General features: G+C 33.3%; 14 protein-coding genes. 11 read left to right on the top strand and 3 right to left on the bottom strand.

Features of this window, described 5'->3' with window-relative positions; translation table 11 throughout:
• The first annotated feature begins 105 nt into the window (after positions 1 to 105).
• From KORDIASMS9_RS18250 to KORDIASMS9_RS18220, 7 genes are all read left to right on the top strand, one after another.
• A complete protein-coding gene (locus KORDIASMS9_RS18250; RefSeq protein WP_114904226.1) occupies positions 106 to 330 on the top strand; it encodes a hypothetical protein in 225 nt (74 codons plus the stop codon).
• A 68-nt stretch (positions 331 to 398) separates the two neighbouring features.
• Entirely contained in the window at positions 399 to 1,373 is a 975-nt protein-coding gene (locus KORDIASMS9_RS18245; RefSeq protein WP_114904225.1) for a hypothetical protein, read from the top strand.
• Entirely contained in the window at positions 1,373 to 2,314 is a 942-nt protein-coding gene (gene gwsG / locus KORDIASMS9_RS18240; protein ID WP_114904224.1) for a grasp-with-spasm system ATP-grasp peptide maturase, read from the top strand. Before KORDIASMS9_RS18245 ends, gwsG begins: the two co-directional genes overlap by 1 nt.
• A gap of 195 nt (positions 2,315 to 2,509) precedes the next feature.
• Entirely contained in the window at positions 2,510 to 3,595 is a 1,086-nt protein-coding gene (gene gwsS / locus KORDIASMS9_RS18235; protein ID WP_114904223.1) for a grasp-with-spasm system SPASM domain peptide maturase, read from the top strand.
• A 47-nt stretch (positions 3,596 to 3,642) separates the two neighbouring features.
• Positions 3,643 to 4,296: a T9SS type A sorting domain-containing protein gene (locus KORDIASMS9_RS18230; protein WP_162820041.1), complete on the top strand. Its 654-nt coding sequence runs from the start codon at positions 3,643 to 3,645 to the stop codon at positions 4,294 to 4,296.
• Positions 4,297 to 4,692: 396 nt separating this feature from the next.
• On the top strand, positions 4,693 to 7,554 hold the full coding sequence (locus tag KORDIASMS9_RS18225; protein ID WP_162820040.1) for a gliding motility-associated C-terminal domain-containing protein: 2,862 nt from the start codon (positions 4,693 to 4,695) through the stop codon (positions 7,552 to 7,554).
• Positions 7,555 to 7,685: 131 nt separating this feature from the next.
• Complete coding sequence (locus KORDIASMS9_RS18220; protein ID WP_114904220.1) at positions 7,686 to 9,224, top strand: YifB family Mg chelatase-like AAA ATPase; 1,539 nt, start codon at positions 7,686 to 7,688, stop codon at positions 9,222 to 9,224.
• 67 nt (positions 9,225 to 9,291) lie between these two features.
• Here KORDIASMS9_RS18220 and KORDIASMS9_RS18215 read toward each other — a convergent pair whose 3' ends face one another.
• On the bottom strand, positions 9,292 to 11,364 hold the full coding sequence (locus KORDIASMS9_RS18215) for a hypothetical protein (protein WP_114904219.1): 2,073 nt from the start codon (positions 11,362 to 11,364) through the stop codon (positions 9,292 to 9,294).
• A gap of 7 nt (positions 11,365 to 11,371) precedes the next feature.
• The gene (locus tag KORDIASMS9_RS18210) at positions 11,372 to 11,839 is read right to left on the bottom strand and encodes a hypothetical protein (RefSeq protein WP_114904218.1); all 468 of its coding nucleotides are present in this window, start codon (positions 11,837 to 11,839) and stop codon (positions 11,372 to 11,374) included.
• A 268-nt stretch (positions 11,840 to 12,107) separates the two neighbouring features.
• Here KORDIASMS9_RS18210 and KORDIASMS9_RS18205 point away from each other — a divergent pair, with 268 nt between their 5' ends.
• From KORDIASMS9_RS18205 to KORDIASMS9_RS18195, 3 genes are read left to right on the top strand one after another with little or no spacing between them, the layout of a single operon-like run.
• Positions 12,108 to 12,524 (top strand): hypothetical protein, encoded by a 417-nt coding sequence (locus KORDIASMS9_RS18205; protein ID WP_114904217.1) that lies wholly within the window; start codon positions 12,108 to 12,110, stop codon positions 12,522 to 12,524.
• 43 nt (positions 12,525 to 12,567) lie between these two features.
• The gene (locus tag KORDIASMS9_RS18200; protein ID WP_114904216.1) at positions 12,568 to 14,280 is read left to right on the top strand and encodes a tetratricopeptide repeat-containing sensor histidine kinase; all 1,713 of its coding nucleotides are present in this window, start codon (positions 12,568 to 12,570) and stop codon (positions 14,278 to 14,280) included.
• A 6-nt stretch (positions 14,281 to 14,286) separates the two neighbouring features.
• Positions 14,287 to 15,024, top strand: a complete 738-nt coding sequence (locus KORDIASMS9_RS18195) for a LytTR family DNA-binding domain-containing protein (protein ID WP_114904215.1) — start codon at positions 14,287 to 14,289, stop codon at positions 15,022 to 15,024.
• A 44-nt stretch (positions 15,025 to 15,068) separates the two neighbouring features.
• Here the strand turns inward: KORDIASMS9_RS18195 and KORDIASMS9_RS18190 are convergent, their stop codons facing one another.
• Positions 15,069 to 15,314, bottom strand: a complete 246-nt coding sequence (locus KORDIASMS9_RS18190) for a hypothetical protein (protein ID WP_114904214.1) — start codon at positions 15,312 to 15,314, stop codon at positions 15,069 to 15,071.
• Between the two features lie 354 nt (positions 15,315 to 15,668).
• Here KORDIASMS9_RS18190 and KORDIASMS9_RS18185 point away from each other — a divergent pair, with 354 nt between their 5' ends.
• Positions 15,669 to 17,288: an AraC family transcriptional regulator gene (locus KORDIASMS9_RS18185; protein WP_162820039.1), complete on the top strand. Its 1,620-nt coding sequence runs from the start codon at positions 15,669 to 15,671 to the stop codon at positions 17,286 to 17,288.
• Positions 17,289 to 17,330 lie beyond the last annotated feature (42 nt).

The following is a 17,330-nucleotide window of genomic DNA, read 5'->3' as shown; positions in this document are numbered from 1 at the left end:
TTTTAAGATAATTCCTAAAAAACTTATTCTCCCATAACATCGAAAAATCATGAAAAGCGGAAACCGAAAAGCTAACAGAGTAGGTAATTTCAAAATCGATAAATTATGGAAAAATTAAGTTTAGACAAATTCAAGGATTGTCAAATTTCAGTTGATCAAGTAAGAAGCAAAACTGGCGGAGGATCTTCATGTACGGAAACGTGTACAACCTCAGGCTGGGATTATACAGATACACAAACTGATATATATTCTGACAATTGTGATGACGGAGTTTATACGTATGTATGTTCTTACACGAAAAGAGGAAGTATTATCACTAGTGAGTGTTAATACTTTTTAGCCTATAATTTCATAAGTGCTTGATTTTCTGAATTGAGCACTTATTCTTTTTGATTTCTATGAAAAAAAAATATGTATTCATTCTGCTTTTAGGTATTTTTTCTAATTGTAAAGACCAACGTACACATGAAGCAATATCCTATATGGATTATAAAAGGGATTTACAATTAATAAAAAATCATAATTACGCTACTGATTGCGCCATTGTCAATGATCTTTATAGTACTGTAAAAAGCATTGACGCAAAAGAGAAATTGATACAATTGCATGGAGATCAATGCAATTTACATTGGGAAAATTTCGAAAGCTCTCTAAATTCCGAAACTGTTGTCGGAAAATTGGATCAAATCATGCATAGAGATCAAGAAAGTAGAAATAGATTCACTGAAATTATATACAGCAAAAATTTAGGTTCAACGGAAGCAAAAAAAATAGGATTAAGAAAATCACTTTGGGATTCCATTGTAAAACCTATTGATTCTCTAAATTTGGTCGAATTCCAACACCTTATTGATAGTTTGGGAGAATGGCCAGGTAAATATTACATCAAACAAACTCCTGGAAATCCTAAACTAAGTATCATTGTTTCTCACATGCCCACAAATGAGTATAAAAAGTATACGATAATGGCATTGAAAAGTGCACAAAACGGGAAAGAATATTGGCATAGGGTTGATAATATGTTCAATTTGTCTTTTCGACATAACTTAGAGGATTTGGACCTAATCATCAATCAACGATACATTATTCCTTTCATTTTTACAGAATACACCTCCAAAGATCAAATTGACATGAATGCTGAATTAACTAAGATTGAATTTGATAAAATAATTCAAAACAAGGATCTAGAAACTTTAGAGCATCCTGTTTTGACACTCTTTTGTTCTGTTCAGGATGCCAAAAAAAGACACGCTTTATTAGAGCAATCAAAATCATTACTCATCAATGTTGGGTATGATGAATCTAAGATTCAATTGATCAATAGTGAATTTCCTCATAATGAATACAGGTTATACTACGAAATAAAATATTAATGCACTTAATAATCAGCGAAAAATTAGACATTTCAACAAATGAAGTATTAAAATGGTTGACTTTTTACAAGCAAAAAGTTCTCATCATTGATAAGAATAAAGAAGTTGAAGTAAATTTCTCAGATGGTTTTGACAAACCCACGTTTACGTATAATGCTGTACGTTTTAGTATGGACGACATTGAAAGTATTTGGTTTAGAAGAGGAAGAATTAAAATTGTATATGATTTCGATTTGAATGTAGAGAAAAATCTTTTGCAATATCATATAAACACCAAACAGACCATAGAAATTTTTGTAAATTATCTTTTAATAAATAATAGAAGACATCTAGGGAATCCCTTTAGAACTGACGTAAACAAATTAGAGGTTTTATATGTAGCAAAAGAATGTGGTCTTACAATTCCTGAGACAATGTTGTCCGATAATTCCAATCAAGTATTAGCAGGATTAGGCAAAGATAACATCGTAACAAAACTTCTTGTTCCTTTACCTTTTGAACATTTAGAACATGAAAAAAGATTGAATTATTTAACGTTTGGGTACGATTTTGAAGCAAATAAAGACAAGGAATTCACACTGTCACTATTTCAAAAAAAGATTGAAAAGCGATTTGAAATTCGCACTTTTTTTATCAATGATGAAATGTTTTCAAAAGCTATTTTTTCTCAAAATGATGACATGACCACTGTTGATTACAGAAACTATAATCATGAAACACCCAATAGAACAGAACCATTCATTTTGCCCAAAAATATTCAAAATAGGATAAAAAAATTAATGAAGCGCCTGAGTCTTGATTGTGGTTCTTTAGATTTTATTGTAGATACACACGATAATTTTATTTTTTTGGAAGTGAATCCTGTTGGGCAATTTTCAGATATGAGTTACAACTGTAATTACGAACTAGAAAAGAAAATTGCACTCTTTTTGAAAAATTAGACCACCATCTAAAATTAACTATATGAATATGAAAGAAAAAAAATACCCAGTGAGTCATCATTTAGCAGTTCAAAACGAATCTTATTTAAAGAGAGGAAAGTTGGTACAGCGATGCATGGTTACAATAAACGATAACAAACGACTCATGGTATCCGATATACATTGGAAACCCATTACAAAGATGATACAATATTAATGAAATTAGTACTACATAAAAGTTGTGTTCCAGTCAAAGGGCACTCCAGGTCATTGATTTGTGATTTGCGAAGACACCAGATAAAATTTATTCCGAACTCGTTATTTGAAATTTTATCAAACTATCAGGGCAAAACCATCGAAGAAATCAAAGCTATTTACAAAAATGAATATGATGAAACCATCGATGAATATTTTGCATTTCTTGTAGAACATGAGTTTGTTTTTTTTTCGCAACATATAGAAATGTTCAAAGCATTAAATACTTCTTACTCCAATAGCGCACCAGTAACCAATGCAGTGATAGATTGTAGTGAACGAAATGAAAGTTCCATACAAAAAATTATTTCTCAACTTACTGAGCTAAGATGCTTAGCAATTCAATTTAGATTTTTTGAATCTTTTTCTATGATTAATTTGATAGAAACGCTTGAGTTCATAAAAAAAATAGAATCTACCATCACATCCATTGAATGTTTAGTAAAATACAACGATGCTATTAAAGAGACTAAATTTTTAGATGTACTTAAATTATACCCAAGGTTAATGAAAATTGTAATCTATAATGCCAAAGAAGATAAAGTTACAATTAGCGACTTTAATGACAACGCAGCCGTTATATACTCAAAAAAAGATATCAATTCAGAGAAAAATTGTGGAGTAATCCATAGGAATTATTTTTCTATAAACATGTCAACGTATACTGAGTCAGTAAACCATAATTCATGCCTTCATCGTAAAATCTCAATCGATAGAGAAGGAAATATAAAAAATTGTCCAAGTATGCAGCAAATCTTTGGCAACATAAAAGACACAAAATTACAAGAAGCTTTAGAACATCAAAACTTCAAAAAATACTGGAATATTACCAAAGATCAAATAGAAGTATGTAAAGATTGTGAGTTCAGATACATTTGTACAGATTGCAGAGCGTATAAGGAAAGTCCAGAAAATGATTATGCCAAACCTTTAAAATGTGGATACAATCCATATACTAATGAATGGACGGAATGGAGTATAAATCCTTTAAAACAAAATGCCATTGAATATTACGGGATGCAAGAATTGGTGAAAACTAATGATTAAATTCTTGGACCAATACTGCCCACATTTCATAATTAATTGCCTAATAATTGGAGATTTTATCGAGAAGTTCGTCTACAACTGCTACAGTTAGTAATTTATACGATGTTGATAGAATAGGAAATACAATTTTCTTGGCCTCAAGTTATTATAGAGATGTAATGCTAATAGGACCTAGATTAAATAATTTATCTTTAGATAGTTCTATTTCTTTGTGGTTAGGAAGAGGAAGTACAAATTCAGTTTTTAATTATTTGGAATATGGTTTTATGACAGATCCTGACGATCATTCCACATTTACTGTTTTAGGAGATGTCTCACCAACGTTCCAAATGACTCAATATTTTGCAAACGTATCTAATTATAACGAATCTTACGGGAAAAATTTCGCTATAAGGGTAAGAAATAGATCAATATACATGGATGATTTTGAATATAGTAACCCATTATCAATTGATGAACTTAAAGAAAGCATGATTTCAATATATCCAAATCCAACAAAAGATATGCTTTTTATCCAATGCAAATCGCCTATAAATAGGATCGCTATTTTAGATACAAATGGTAGGTTACTAAAATCAGAGTCTTTTTCAAATTCTAAAAAAGAATATCAAACAGATTTGAAAGATTTGTCTACGGGTATATATTTCATGAAAATTCAAACCGATTCAGGAATTCTAACCCATAAAATAGTCAAAGAATAATTTTTTTTCTTTACGATAAAAACCAACACTCACAAAAAACCTACAACGCTTACAAAATAGTTTTCGCATCTTGACAAACAAAAAGATAGTTTTATACAAACTAAAGGTTTAAAAAATACTCAAAAAATCTACGGAAGTGCCGTTTTTGCAATGGAAGCAACGACAATTACTGTAGCAGTAAATATCGCGAAAGCAATTACCGCATTACTTCTATACTGCCAAATGAACGAGTTTATAAACATCATTTCATGTGTAAATTGGTATAATACCTTAATTCCACAAAAAGTAAATGTATACTTACAAAATCTATAATTATTTTTTAAATTGCAGAACGGCAACCTAAAATTGGTATTAGTACCAAAAAACAGTAATACTGCCATTAAAACCGATTACCAAATGAAGCTAAAAAAAGTTACCACAGTACTACTTCTGTGCTGTTCTCTATCTGCAATAAGTCAAAATTACAAGGAACCTAAAAAAGATAGTATCTGTAAAGCAAATGCTCTAAAAAAGTATACAAATAATATACAATTTTATAACAATTTAGGTATTTTTTCACATGAAGATTTATGTGTCAATGTACAACCAGTAAAAAGTGCCAATGCAATTGCTATGGTCGATACTGATGGTGATGGAGTACCAGATGCCATGGATCGTGACGATGATAATGATGGAATATTAGATATTGACGAAGGGATGTCTAGTCCACAAACTAATAATATCATATCAAACGGAGGATTAGAGGCTCCAAATACAAACGTATTTACATTGCCCATTTCATGGCAGTGGATTCCAGCAGATAGTCCTATCTGTGAAGCAACCAATCAGAGTAGTCCCAATTCTGCATCACCAAATGTGACGGACATCAATGGACCTAGTCCCGGAACAGGAATAATTGGAATACCGCAAGAAGGAAATACATTTATATCTGGCTTATATCAATATTATCCAACAAGTAGTAATACACCCATTTTTCATGAAGGCATTCAACAAACAGTAAATTTGGTAGCTGGAGTTACCTATACCATGACGTTTTATCAAGCAAATGTACAACAAGGCAATGCGATAGATGGAACAGGATATTGGCGCATTTTTCTCGACAATCAACAAATTTTCCAAGCAGATGTCACCATTTCAAATAGCTCATTTAATAATACCAATCTTATTTGGACGTTTCAATCGTTTACATTTACGCCTACAACTTCAGGGGTGCAAACATTGCAATTTTTACCTTTTGATGATGACGCAAATGTAAATGTTCCAAATGGTGTGCGATTGGGAATTGACAATATTGTACTCACAAGTGGAATCACCATAGCAAGTACAGATGTGGATCAAGATACCATTTTAAACGAACTGGATTTAGACTCCGACAATGACGGAATAAGTGATTTGCAAGAAAGTGGTTTGGATGTCTCACAGTTCGATCCAGATAATAATGGCGTGATAGATGGTGCTAATTTTACAGACAACGACAACGACGGTTTGGCAGATGCTATAGAAGCAATTTATGGCGAAAACACAGGAATTACGCCTGTAGAAAGTACTGCCGACGCAGATGTATTGCAAAACTTTATAGATGTAGACAGTGATGGCGATACCATTCCTGATGCGGTAGAAGCACAAACGACACTCAATTTTAGCACTAATTTTTCCAATGATGGAAATGTAACGGATGACGATACTGATGGTGATGGTATTATAGATATTTACGATACATTTACGGGACATGGTGGAAGTTTTAACGAACCTCAAAACACCGAAAATACTGACAATTACGATTACCTTGATCTCGATTCAGACAACGATGGTATATTTGATATTGCAGAAGTTGGAAATGCTGCGTTGGATACCAACAACAATGGCGCTTCAAACACTATGGAAGGCTCAAATGGTATGACCAATAGTTTGGAAGCTAATGATACTTTTGAAGATCCTAACTTTACCATCAACGATCCTACAACCTTACCAGATGTTGACAGTGATATTTTTTCAGGTGGCGATGTCGATTACAGAGATTATTTCCTTACAGCAACAGTTGTTTCAAGTGCTGCAATTTGTTTAGGTGAAGACGGTTTTTTTACGATTACAGGTACTGTGAATGCCACGGTAACTTACAATATTGATGGCGGAACAACACAAACAATTCAACTCGATGCCGCAGGAAACGGAACCATTCCAATAACACTACCTACAGTAGCGGTTGTCATTAACATTACCAACATTAGTTTTTTAAACTTTACAACAGAATTAATTAATACAGCAACACTCACGGTAAATCCAGTGCCAATGGTTCAACTTGGAAACGACATCGCACTTTGCGAAGGAGACACCACCATCTTAGATGCTACCACTGCAAATGCTACCTATATTTGGCAAGATGGTTCTACCAATGCCACTATTATGGTCAGTCAAGCTGGAACGTACTCAGTGGAAGTGACGGTCAATGGTTGTTCGTCTATGGACGAAATTAACATCACGTATGATTCGCTTCCTGTGGTCAATTTAGGTGCTGACATTACGCTATGTCAGGGAGAAACGCTCGTGTTAGATGCTACCACCACAAATGCTACCTATATTTGGCAAAATGGTTCTACAAATGCAACATTTACTGTAAATGAACAAGGAACATACACAGTGCAAGTATTCTCTGGAGCGTGTACGGTGAGTGACCAAATTAATGTATTCTTTGAACCTTTACCAACACTGTACGATTTTGAAAACTTAGAAGAATGTCTCAACATACAAGGGGAAGGAACGTTCAATTTATTTTTATCATCTTCAGAAATTGAGGAAAACGCAGCTAATTTTGAAACCACCTTCTACACAAACCTTGACGATGCAACTGATAAAATAAATCAGATTGTTTCTCCAGAAAACTATCAATCTACAGCAACAACCATTTATGTACGTATAGAAAACTTACAAACCAATTGTTTTGACATTGGGCAATTTCAAATCACGCCAATCGTGTGTGAGATTTTCATCCCGCAAGGAATTTCACCAAATGATGATGGTAAAAATGATCTTTTCAACATTTTAAATATTGAAAACTATCCAAATCATGTCATTCAGATATTTAACAGATACGGAAGTAAAATCTACGAAGGAAATACGCTTACTTCAAAATGGGATGGAACCTACAAAGGCGAACAATTGCCTACAGGAACTTATTTTTATGTGATTAATCTTAACGAAACAGAGTTGCCAGAAACCATCGCACAAGAATATCAAGGTTGGGTATATTTACAAAAATGATAGAGAAACTTTAACGAAAGTTGCCATTTTTAACTTCAAAAAATACGCTTATATAAAAAAATCAACGCTTACAAACTAACCTATGGTTTTTACGAGATAAATACATAATTTCATAAAAACTGGATTACAAAATGCTCAAAAAAGTTTATGGAAGTGCCGTATTTGGTATTGAAGCTACTACGATTACAGTAGAAGTAAATATCGCAAAAGGAATTGGCTATCATTTAGTGGGTTTGCCCGATAATGCTATTCGCGAAAGCAATTACCGCATTGCTTCAGCCTTGCAAAATAACGGGTATAAAATTCCTGGGAAAAAAATTACCATCAATATGGCACCTGCCGATTTGCGCAAAGAAGGAAGCGCTTACGATTTAACCTTAGCATTAGGAATTTTGGCAGCTTCTAATCAAATTCAATCTGAAAACTTAGACAACTATCTCATTATGGGTGAATTGTCGTTGGATGGAAGTCTACAACCCATCAATGGCGTATTGCCCATTGCCATCAAAGCACGGGAAGAAGGTTTTAAAGGTTTTATTCTGCCAGAACAAAATGCCAAAGAAGCCGCCGTTGTGAATAACTTAGAAGTGTATGGTGTACAAAACATTCGGCAAGTCATCAATTTCTTTGATGCAGGTGAACCTTTAGAGAAAACCATCATTGATACGCGTGCGGAATTCTTGAAAAATCTGAACTTTCCCGAATTTGATTTCTCGGATGTCAAAGGGCAGGAAAGCATCAAGCGATGTATGGAAATTGCGGCTGCGGGCGGACATAATATTATTCTCATTGGACCACCAGGTTCAGGAAAAACCATGCTTGCCAAGCGACTTCCCACGATACTACCGCCACTAACGATGCATGAAGCCTTGGAAACTACAAAAATTCATTCTGTGGTAGGAAACATTAAAGACAAAAGTGGCTTGATTTCGGAGCGACCGTTTCGGAATCCACATCACACAATTTCAGACGTCGCTTTAGTCGGCGGCGGAAGCTATCCGCAACCTGGAGAAATCTCGTTGGCACATAATGGCGTATTGTTTTTAGATGAATTGCCCGAATTTAAAAGGAGTGTGTTGGAAGTCATGCGACAACCGTTGGAAGACCGAGAGGTCACCATTTCCAGAGCGCGATTTACCATAACCTATCCAAGCAGTTTCATGTTGGTGGCAAGTATGAACCCGAGTCCAAGCGGATTTTTCAACGATCCCAATTCGCCCATGTCTGCTTCTCCCATAGAAATGCAACGCTACATGGGAAAAATTTCGGGACCATTATTGGATCGAATTGACATTCATATTGAGGTCACGCCTGTTCCGTTTGAAAAGCTCTCGGAAGAACGGAAAGGTGAAAGCAGTGGAGAAATCCGCGAACGTGTCATCAAAGCAAGAGAACTGCAAACACAGCGCTTCAAACACTCGGAAATGCTACATTACAATGCACAAATGAACACCAAGCAAATCCGCAACTATTGTAAACTAGATGCAGAAGCTTTGAGCCTTCTCAAAAATGCTATGGAACGTTTAAACTTATCTGCACGCGCATACGATCGTATTCTCAAAGTAGCGAGAACCATTGCTGATTTAGGGCAAGAACCAAATATTTTACCAAATCATATTGCGGAAGCTATTCAATATCGAAGTTTAGATCGAGAAGGTTGGTTGGGGTGAAAAATTAAAAAATAAAGTAGAAATCAATTACAATTTCTACTTTATTAACATTCATAACAATATACTTTTATTTTAAATAACTGTAGTTTCCAGCGAGATCGAAAGGAAAGTTTTCAAACATAGGATATGGACTTAAAATTTCTAAATCTTTATTATCAACATCATCAAAACTAACATGCGTTGGCTCCAGAGATAGTTTATTATCAAAAATAAATTTATATGGAAATTTATCTCTTGTTTTCAGTAAGTCTATTTCACTAATTCTAGATTTATAAAACACTTCATCATCAATTCTGAGAGTTTTTAATTGAGCAAATTTTTTCTTTGCAGTATCGTAATAACACAAATCAAAAATGATTCCTTTGTACTCATCATAGCTTGGCAATACATAAATTCTTAAAGCCTTTTTATATTGCGTATGTTTGTCTCTAATTTTTTCAAATGTAGGTTTCAGCTGTCCATCAACCTCTCTAATTTTAGTAATTACTGTATCTTTATCAGTAACGTATGAAAAAGTGTTATCAGAATTTCTTTCTTTCTTATAACCATGCAAAATCATACCAAATGGGCAATTGATGACATATTTATAGTATTCGAAAAACAATTCATAATTAACTAAAGTGAATTTTTTTGTCTCTAGATTAGCGCTGAATCCCGCAATATCTTTGGCATAGTCATCATCTGTATAGCTTTCTTGATCCATGCATTCAATACTTTTCATCAAATGTTTGTTGTAATCTTGTAAGCATTCATCATATTCACTTGAATCTGTGATGATCGTTTTTTTGACATCTTTGATATCATTTAAAGCCAACTTAGAAAATTGCAAAAACTGTGAAAATTGAATTCTTGACATTTGAAAAATCAAGATTTTAGAAACATTGATGTCATTTCCAAAAATCGCACTAATATTACTAAACTCAGGAAAAATCGCACTCCACGGAGTATATACGAAATCCATGGGTGCAAAACCTCTTATGTAATCCGAATTAGTACTGGAAACATTTGAGTATTTAAAATTAGGTTTAAAAAGATTTTTCACTTTGGATGTAGTCGCAAAATTATTTTTACTTGCGCTAACTGTTGGTTCATTTTCAATGTTCAAAACTTCCTCAATAACGGCATTCAAGTCAGTTTCATTTTTTTGCTTCTCTTTTCTTTCAGCAATCCACTCGTCCCAATCAGGCGGAGTTTCGTCAATACTAGGATCTTCCAATTTCATAATTCTTATTTTCAGATCATCCTCTAATTCTTTTGCTTTTGTACTCTCTGGCGGCTTTTTATCTTCTACCGGTTCTTTTATAATGGGTGGCAAATCTGAATAGGATACAATTGGCAAGTCTGCAAACGAGGAAGATTTAGTTAAAAAATCGACTCCTTTGCCAACAAATGTATTGGTAACTTGTTGTATCCATTCTTTCGTGGGCGAGTCGTGAGGAGCAGTGGTTGCAAAAACGGCTAATGTTCCTTCAATATTTCCTTTCATTAAGGTATCTCCAAAATCAGTTGCATTCGAAACTCCAGCACCTTTAAATGAAACTCCTCCAGTGATTCCATACTTTTCACTTTCCGAATTACTTTCCGAATTACTTTCAATAACAATTTTGGCAATGGAGCCAGACTCTAGAAACAATCGTGAAACAAACCCTGTTCCAAATGTTTGTACAAATGTAATATACTTTAACCTCTTTTTTTTCAAGTTTATTTCCTCCACTAAATCTTTGTAAGCTCTTTGGACATCTGGCATTAAGCAGCTGTAATAATCTGTTTCAGCATAGTGATTCATATTCAAAAGTTCAATATTCTGCCTCACTTTTTGATTGCTTAGTTTACAACTTATAGCGGTACTGTCTTTCATATGACTACTGCTAGTTTCCATGCTGAAACCAGCTCCAACTTTAGTCTTAAAAAAGCCAAATTCAGCTTTTGTATTTGAGCCAAAAAATTCACTTTGGTATGCTGAGTCATTATCGGAAGAAGCTATCAGTTGAAATTCTTCATCTCCTTTATTTGTTCTCAATAAATTTTTACCCTGAAGTTTTCCTATCTCGAACGCTTGCACATTGAGCAAAAGGTCTCTTGAAAATGCATTAAAGCATGTTCCAATGTTGACTCTCCGAATATTTATAGTATTTTCCATAGTTTTTTTATTTTATTTTCATGATATAATAGAGTGGAAAATAGGGAGGTCTGTTATCGAATGCTGCCCCTTTTCCAGTATGTTCAATACTTAAATTATCTATTAAAGGGTAATTTTTTTGATCTCCCATAGGTAAGTAAAGATCATCTTTCTTCGCTTTACCTCCGCGCTTTCTCTTCTTAACTAGAGTAAGTCCAGACATGAGCTCTACATTGTTCGATACATCAATATCGTGAGTGTGAGTAGGCAAATGATCTTCAGTGAGTTTAACATTTTTTATACCACCTTTTATACCTACTGAATATTCATCACCAGCACCAACGATGAATCGATTTATTAAATTAGGAGTGTTATTTTTTCCATCACAGAGTACCCAATCTCCAATTTTTTTGAGATCAACGAGTGTTCCTGACCACATAATGATGGCACCACCAGGCAATTTTGTCATAAAGTCATTGTTTGCATGTTTTGTCATAATTATTTAATTAAATTTTCCTACTCTATTTACTAATTGGTTTTTCGGATTTCACCATCATAAGTTTCTAATGTCGAATTCAATCGCTATTTCTTATTGATTATAAATGTACTTAGCAATTGCTTTGAGAAATTGAAAATGGAGTGAACGCAGAAAAAAATGGAGTAAACGATTAAAATAGAGAAAGATTATTCAGTCTAAATTTTCAGAGAATGATTATATTGCATTTCAGAAAATAGTCAACACTTATCAATTAAAAGTTACTACCATGAAAGTTCAAAAGGAAATATTAGCTACTGAAGCAAATTTTATTAAAGACGACGATACGGGGCAGAAAAAATCTCTAGGACCTTTTTTAAGAATTAGCCAACTTCAACATCGAAACTTAATATATATTTTGACGTATTTTGATATTTCGGTTAAAGAAGAAGATATAGTGGTAGAGAATACTAAAAATACTCAGTATGACTATTATGTACAAGTTAGAGTTGATGAAAATATCAACATTCCAAGTTCCAACTCACAAAATTTATGGTCAATTGTAGTTGATACCCAAGAGGTAAGTCTTGAAAACAAAAAAGTATTTTGTGAAGTCGATTTTAGTCATGGCGTATCTGAAATTGTGCTGGAGAAGATATTAGATCATGAACCAAAACGAGGAACAAAAGTTATTATTGTAAAATGATTCGTTCTCATTAGCAGTTTTAGGACTGATACATTTCGTAGTTATGAAACGCTTAAAAGTTTTTTTTTTCGGTATAGTATTTTTAACGTGCGCAATAATTCATGGACAAAATACATATACAAACAACTGGTTTGAAAATCAGTGTAACTTCTGTAAAAGTAAAGCAGCCAACTCTGAAAAGATATTTTTAGAAAATGAAACTTCATGGCATCTCGCGCATGTAAGTCTTACCGAAAATAATTTACAACTTGCCAAACTTTATATCCTAAAGGATAACGTAACAAATGATACTATAAAACAATTGTTCCAAAATCATTTGTTGTTAAAACTAGAAGTGGAAGCGGAGGCAAAAAGGTACTTCTTAACCATTCAGAATACATTGAATACAGACATTCAGCAATTTGTGTATAAAAACCTCGGAAGCATCTACCTAAAAAATAATCAACACGATTCTGCCAACTTCTATTTTAAAAAATCTTTAGCAGTTCCGATACAGCAATCAAATCTTTTTAAAAATGAAATTATTGAAAATCAAGCTTATATTCATCTTTCCAATAACAAATTTGATGAAGCATACAAAGCATATCAAAAAATCTTAAAAAGTTATAAAAACAAGCGTGATAATTTTCAAATAGCAAAAACGTATTCCAATCTTGGTAATCTATATTTCGAACAATACAAAGACGAACTTGCGGAACATTATTTTGATTCTGCATATACATATTCTAAATCAATCAAAGATTTAGAATTAAAAAGCACCATAACATATAATAAATATCTGATTTCAGAAGTATTAAAAAAACACGAAGAAGCTATAAACTACCTAAAAGAGCATTCCGTTATCAACGATTCACTTCAAAAACAAAATGCAATTTGGGAAGTAGCACAAGAAAAAGAAGCCTTTAATATTGCACAAAAACAAGCCGAGTTAGACCTTAAAACGGCAGAACGAAACACCTTTATTGCAATTTCAGCGGGAATTTTACTGTTATTCGTAATCGGATTTGTTTTTTACAGAAAACTCATCGCACAAAACAAAAAAATAAAAAAACTAAACCGTGAACTGAATGAAACGAATACAGTTAAAAACCAGTTGTTTACGATTATCGCGCACGATTTGCGAAGTCCAGTCGCACGCTTAAAACAATTATTTCAAATACGCGCGATGAAAAAAGATTCTGAAGCGATTTCATCCGACAAAAATGTCTCAAAAATTATTGATTCTTTAAGTTTGCTGTTAGATAATTTATTGAATTGGTCGCTGAGCCAATCAGACTTACTTTCGGTTCAAAAAGAATGGTTTCCGTTGTGGCAAATTATTCGTCAGATAGAACTACAATACCAATCATTAATTGAAGAAAAAGGCATTCAATTCAGCACAGACATTAAAAAATCAATTTTAGTCTATGGCGATATGGAAATCTTTAAAATTATCATTCGAAATTGTTTAGACAATGCCATAAAATTCACGCCAGAAGGTGGCAAAATCATCATTTCGGGCGAAATAGAAGACGAATCGTTCACTGTATTCATTACTGATTCAGGCATAGGAATTCCTGAAAAAGTACTCAAAAGTATCTTCGAAATCAAATCAAAAAAAGTACAAAAAGACACTTCTGGGCGAAAAAGTTCTGGCTTAGGACTCATGCTTACCAAGTCGATGATTCAGCTCAATGGCGGAAACATCAAAATCAAACAAAATCCAACAGGCGGAACCATTGTAAACATTTCGCTGCCTTATAAAAACGTTGCCTAAACTGCTATGGAAAAACTAAGTATATTTATTCTGGAAGATCATTTAGATGAAATAGAAATTTTAAAAGTCATACTTTCTGAAGAATACATTATCAGCGGAATTGCCACAAACTACAAAGAAGCAGTGGAAAAGTTTGATAAAAAAACACCCGATATCGCCATACTCGACATTTTTCTCAATGGTGAGCGCGAGGGAATTCGTTTTGCAGAATACATTCAAGCAACACATCCGATTCCGATCTTATTTTTGACAAATTCTAAAGACAGAATTTCTTTTACAGAAGCCAAAAAACACAGTCCGTATAACTATTTGCTTAAACCTGTGGATCCACACTCACTAAAGTTTGCTATCGAATTGGCTTTTGAAAAATATGCCGATGAAGTAGGACAACTATCTACGAAAGACGAAAACGCTTTGCAAATAGACAACATACTACTCATAAAAAAGGGAAATGAGCTGGTTAAAGTTGCCGTAGATGATATTTTTTACATAGAATCCGATGACAAATATTGCTACATTCACACAGAAGACGCACGTTTCTTAGTGCAAAAATCACTCAAAGGTTTTGCTGCAACCTTGCCTGAAAACTTTGTGCAATTACACCGAAAATATATCGTAAATACGAGTCAAATCAAATCAGTAACACCTGCAGATTATACGCTTACGCTCAAAAATGGAGCAACATTACCTGTAAGTCAGCGTCAACGAAAACTATTGCTAGAAATTTTTACGATTATAAAATAAAAGGCTTTAATACGTATATCAAAGCCTTCTACATGGTTATATGATTAATTTACGCCAATACAATGTGTATTCCATTGTGCAAGTGTTTGTACAGCTAATGCATCATTTTCAGCACTAATTCCATCGCCTTCCGGATCGTTTGTTAAATGATGATATACTATTGACAAAGAGCCACAATAATCTTTCAGGTTTTGTGAAGGTCCGCCACCATCAATAGCATCTCCTCCATGAATAGTACTTTGTTGTGATTTTGTCAATACGGTTCCAATGTTTAAAATGGATTTTTTCATAAAATTAAAATTTAAAATGTTGATAAAAACAGTAAACAGTTTTAGGACACTTACTGCTATGTCAGCAAGAATTGAATAGCATGCGATATTCTTACTTTACAAAGCAACACATCTTAAAAAAGGCATACAAATTGTTGTGAACTAGATTCATGAAAACGAATAATACATTCATGAATTCATGCTTTTTTATAAATAAGCAGTACATTTATTATTTTTCAAAATCAAAAACTACCAAATTTGACTGTATACTGTATGAAAAAGAAGCGATTTTCAATATTGAAAATCAGCTTTTCCCTCAAAATCTTTGTATTGCTGTGTTGTCTATATAGTTGTCAGCAACAGGATAATAGTAATTTGAGTGAAATAGAAAGTAAAGACTACAAAGAAATTTATCAGCTTTTTGCAGAAGCCAATACTGAAACTCAAAAGGTGTTTTTTGCAAAGCGATTTCTAGAAAAAGCAAAGAAAGATATCCAAGTAGCCGATCAAAAAACCAAATTAGTCGTTGGCTATCGCATGCTTTCTATTGCGTATACCAATGAATATGTACTTGCGTATAGTGATAGTATTATCAGGTTAACATCGAGTGCGCCTAACAAATACTATCCAGCGATTGCGTATGAAAAAAAGGGAGACTTCTTCTACCAAAAACGAGGGTATCAACGTGCGTTAGACAATTATTTGCAATTTTTTGAATATGCGGAAAAATTTGATCAAAAAGACATGATTTCGCGAGCAAAATACAATCTAGGCATTGTACAACGACGAACAGGAAACATAGAAGAAGCCATAAAGTTGTACCGCGAGAACTTTGTGTACAGTCAAGAAAATAAAAATGAAATCAATGCGATAGCCTATTTAAACTCAATTTCCGCATTGTCAAACATTTACAATGACATAAAAAATGTAGATTCAGCTTCTTACTACAACCAATTTGGACACAAAGAAGCAACACGCCTACAAAAAGAATCATATAAAAATCACTTTGCATTCAATGAAGGCATTACCAATTACCATAAAAAAATGTATCAAGTTGCTTTGGATAGTATTTTAAAACACACACACTATTTTGAAACTGTGAACGATGATGACAAGCTCATATTTTGCTATTATTACACTGGAGAAGTTTTTAGAGAAATAGATCAAGAAGAAAAAGCAATTCAGTATTACAAAAAAGTAGATTCTATCTTTCAAAAAACACAATCTATCTTTCCAATCACCAGAAAAGCTTATGTACAATTAGATGCGTATTATGACGAAAAAAAGGATTTAAAGAACCAACTAACCTATAAAAATCAGTTGCTCAAAGTGGATAGTATTTTAAGAGCACAAGAATCTTATCTCAACAAGGCAATTTTTAAAGATTATGACATTCCAAAATTACAAGCAGAAAAAGAAAACTTGCAATCACAAAAACAAAAGCAAAAAGCACAATACAATGTAGCAATCATTGTCTTATTTGTCATATTGGTATTTGTGCTTATCGGATTTACAATTCAATACCGAAAACGTAAAACATACCAACAACGTTTTCAAGAAGTGATCAATTCGCCAAAACCATCAAAAAGCACTCAAAAACGTGATATTGGAGCACAAAAAATTGCCATTCCTAATGAAATAATAGAAGATATTTTGCAAAACTTAGAAGATTTTGAAAACAAATTAGAATTCATCTCCAATACCATCACACTGAATAATTTGGCAAAAAAAATCAATACCAATCCAAATTACCTATCAAAAGTTGTCAACCATTACAAAAAATGCTCTTTTTCAAACTACATCAATAATTTACGTATTGAATATGCTATAGAGCAACTCAAAACCAATCAAATCTTCCTCAAATACACGGTAAAAGCCATAGCGGCAGAAGTCGGATTCAACAATGTGCAATCGTTTTCCAAAGCCTTTTTCAATGCCAAAGGAATCAATCCTTCGTATTTTATAAGACAGCTCAAAAAGGCAAAAAACGAGTAAAAATCGTTAAAAACACTACATATTCATGAATGTGTACTTTAT

The organism is Kordia sp. SMS9 (genome assembly GCF_003352465.1).
Classification (GTDB): domain Bacteria; phylum Bacteroidota; class Bacteroidia; order Flavobacteriales; family Flavobacteriaceae; genus Kordia.
Note: the sequence above shows the minus strand (reverse complement) of the source record. Positions and strands in the feature narration are given on the sequence as shown.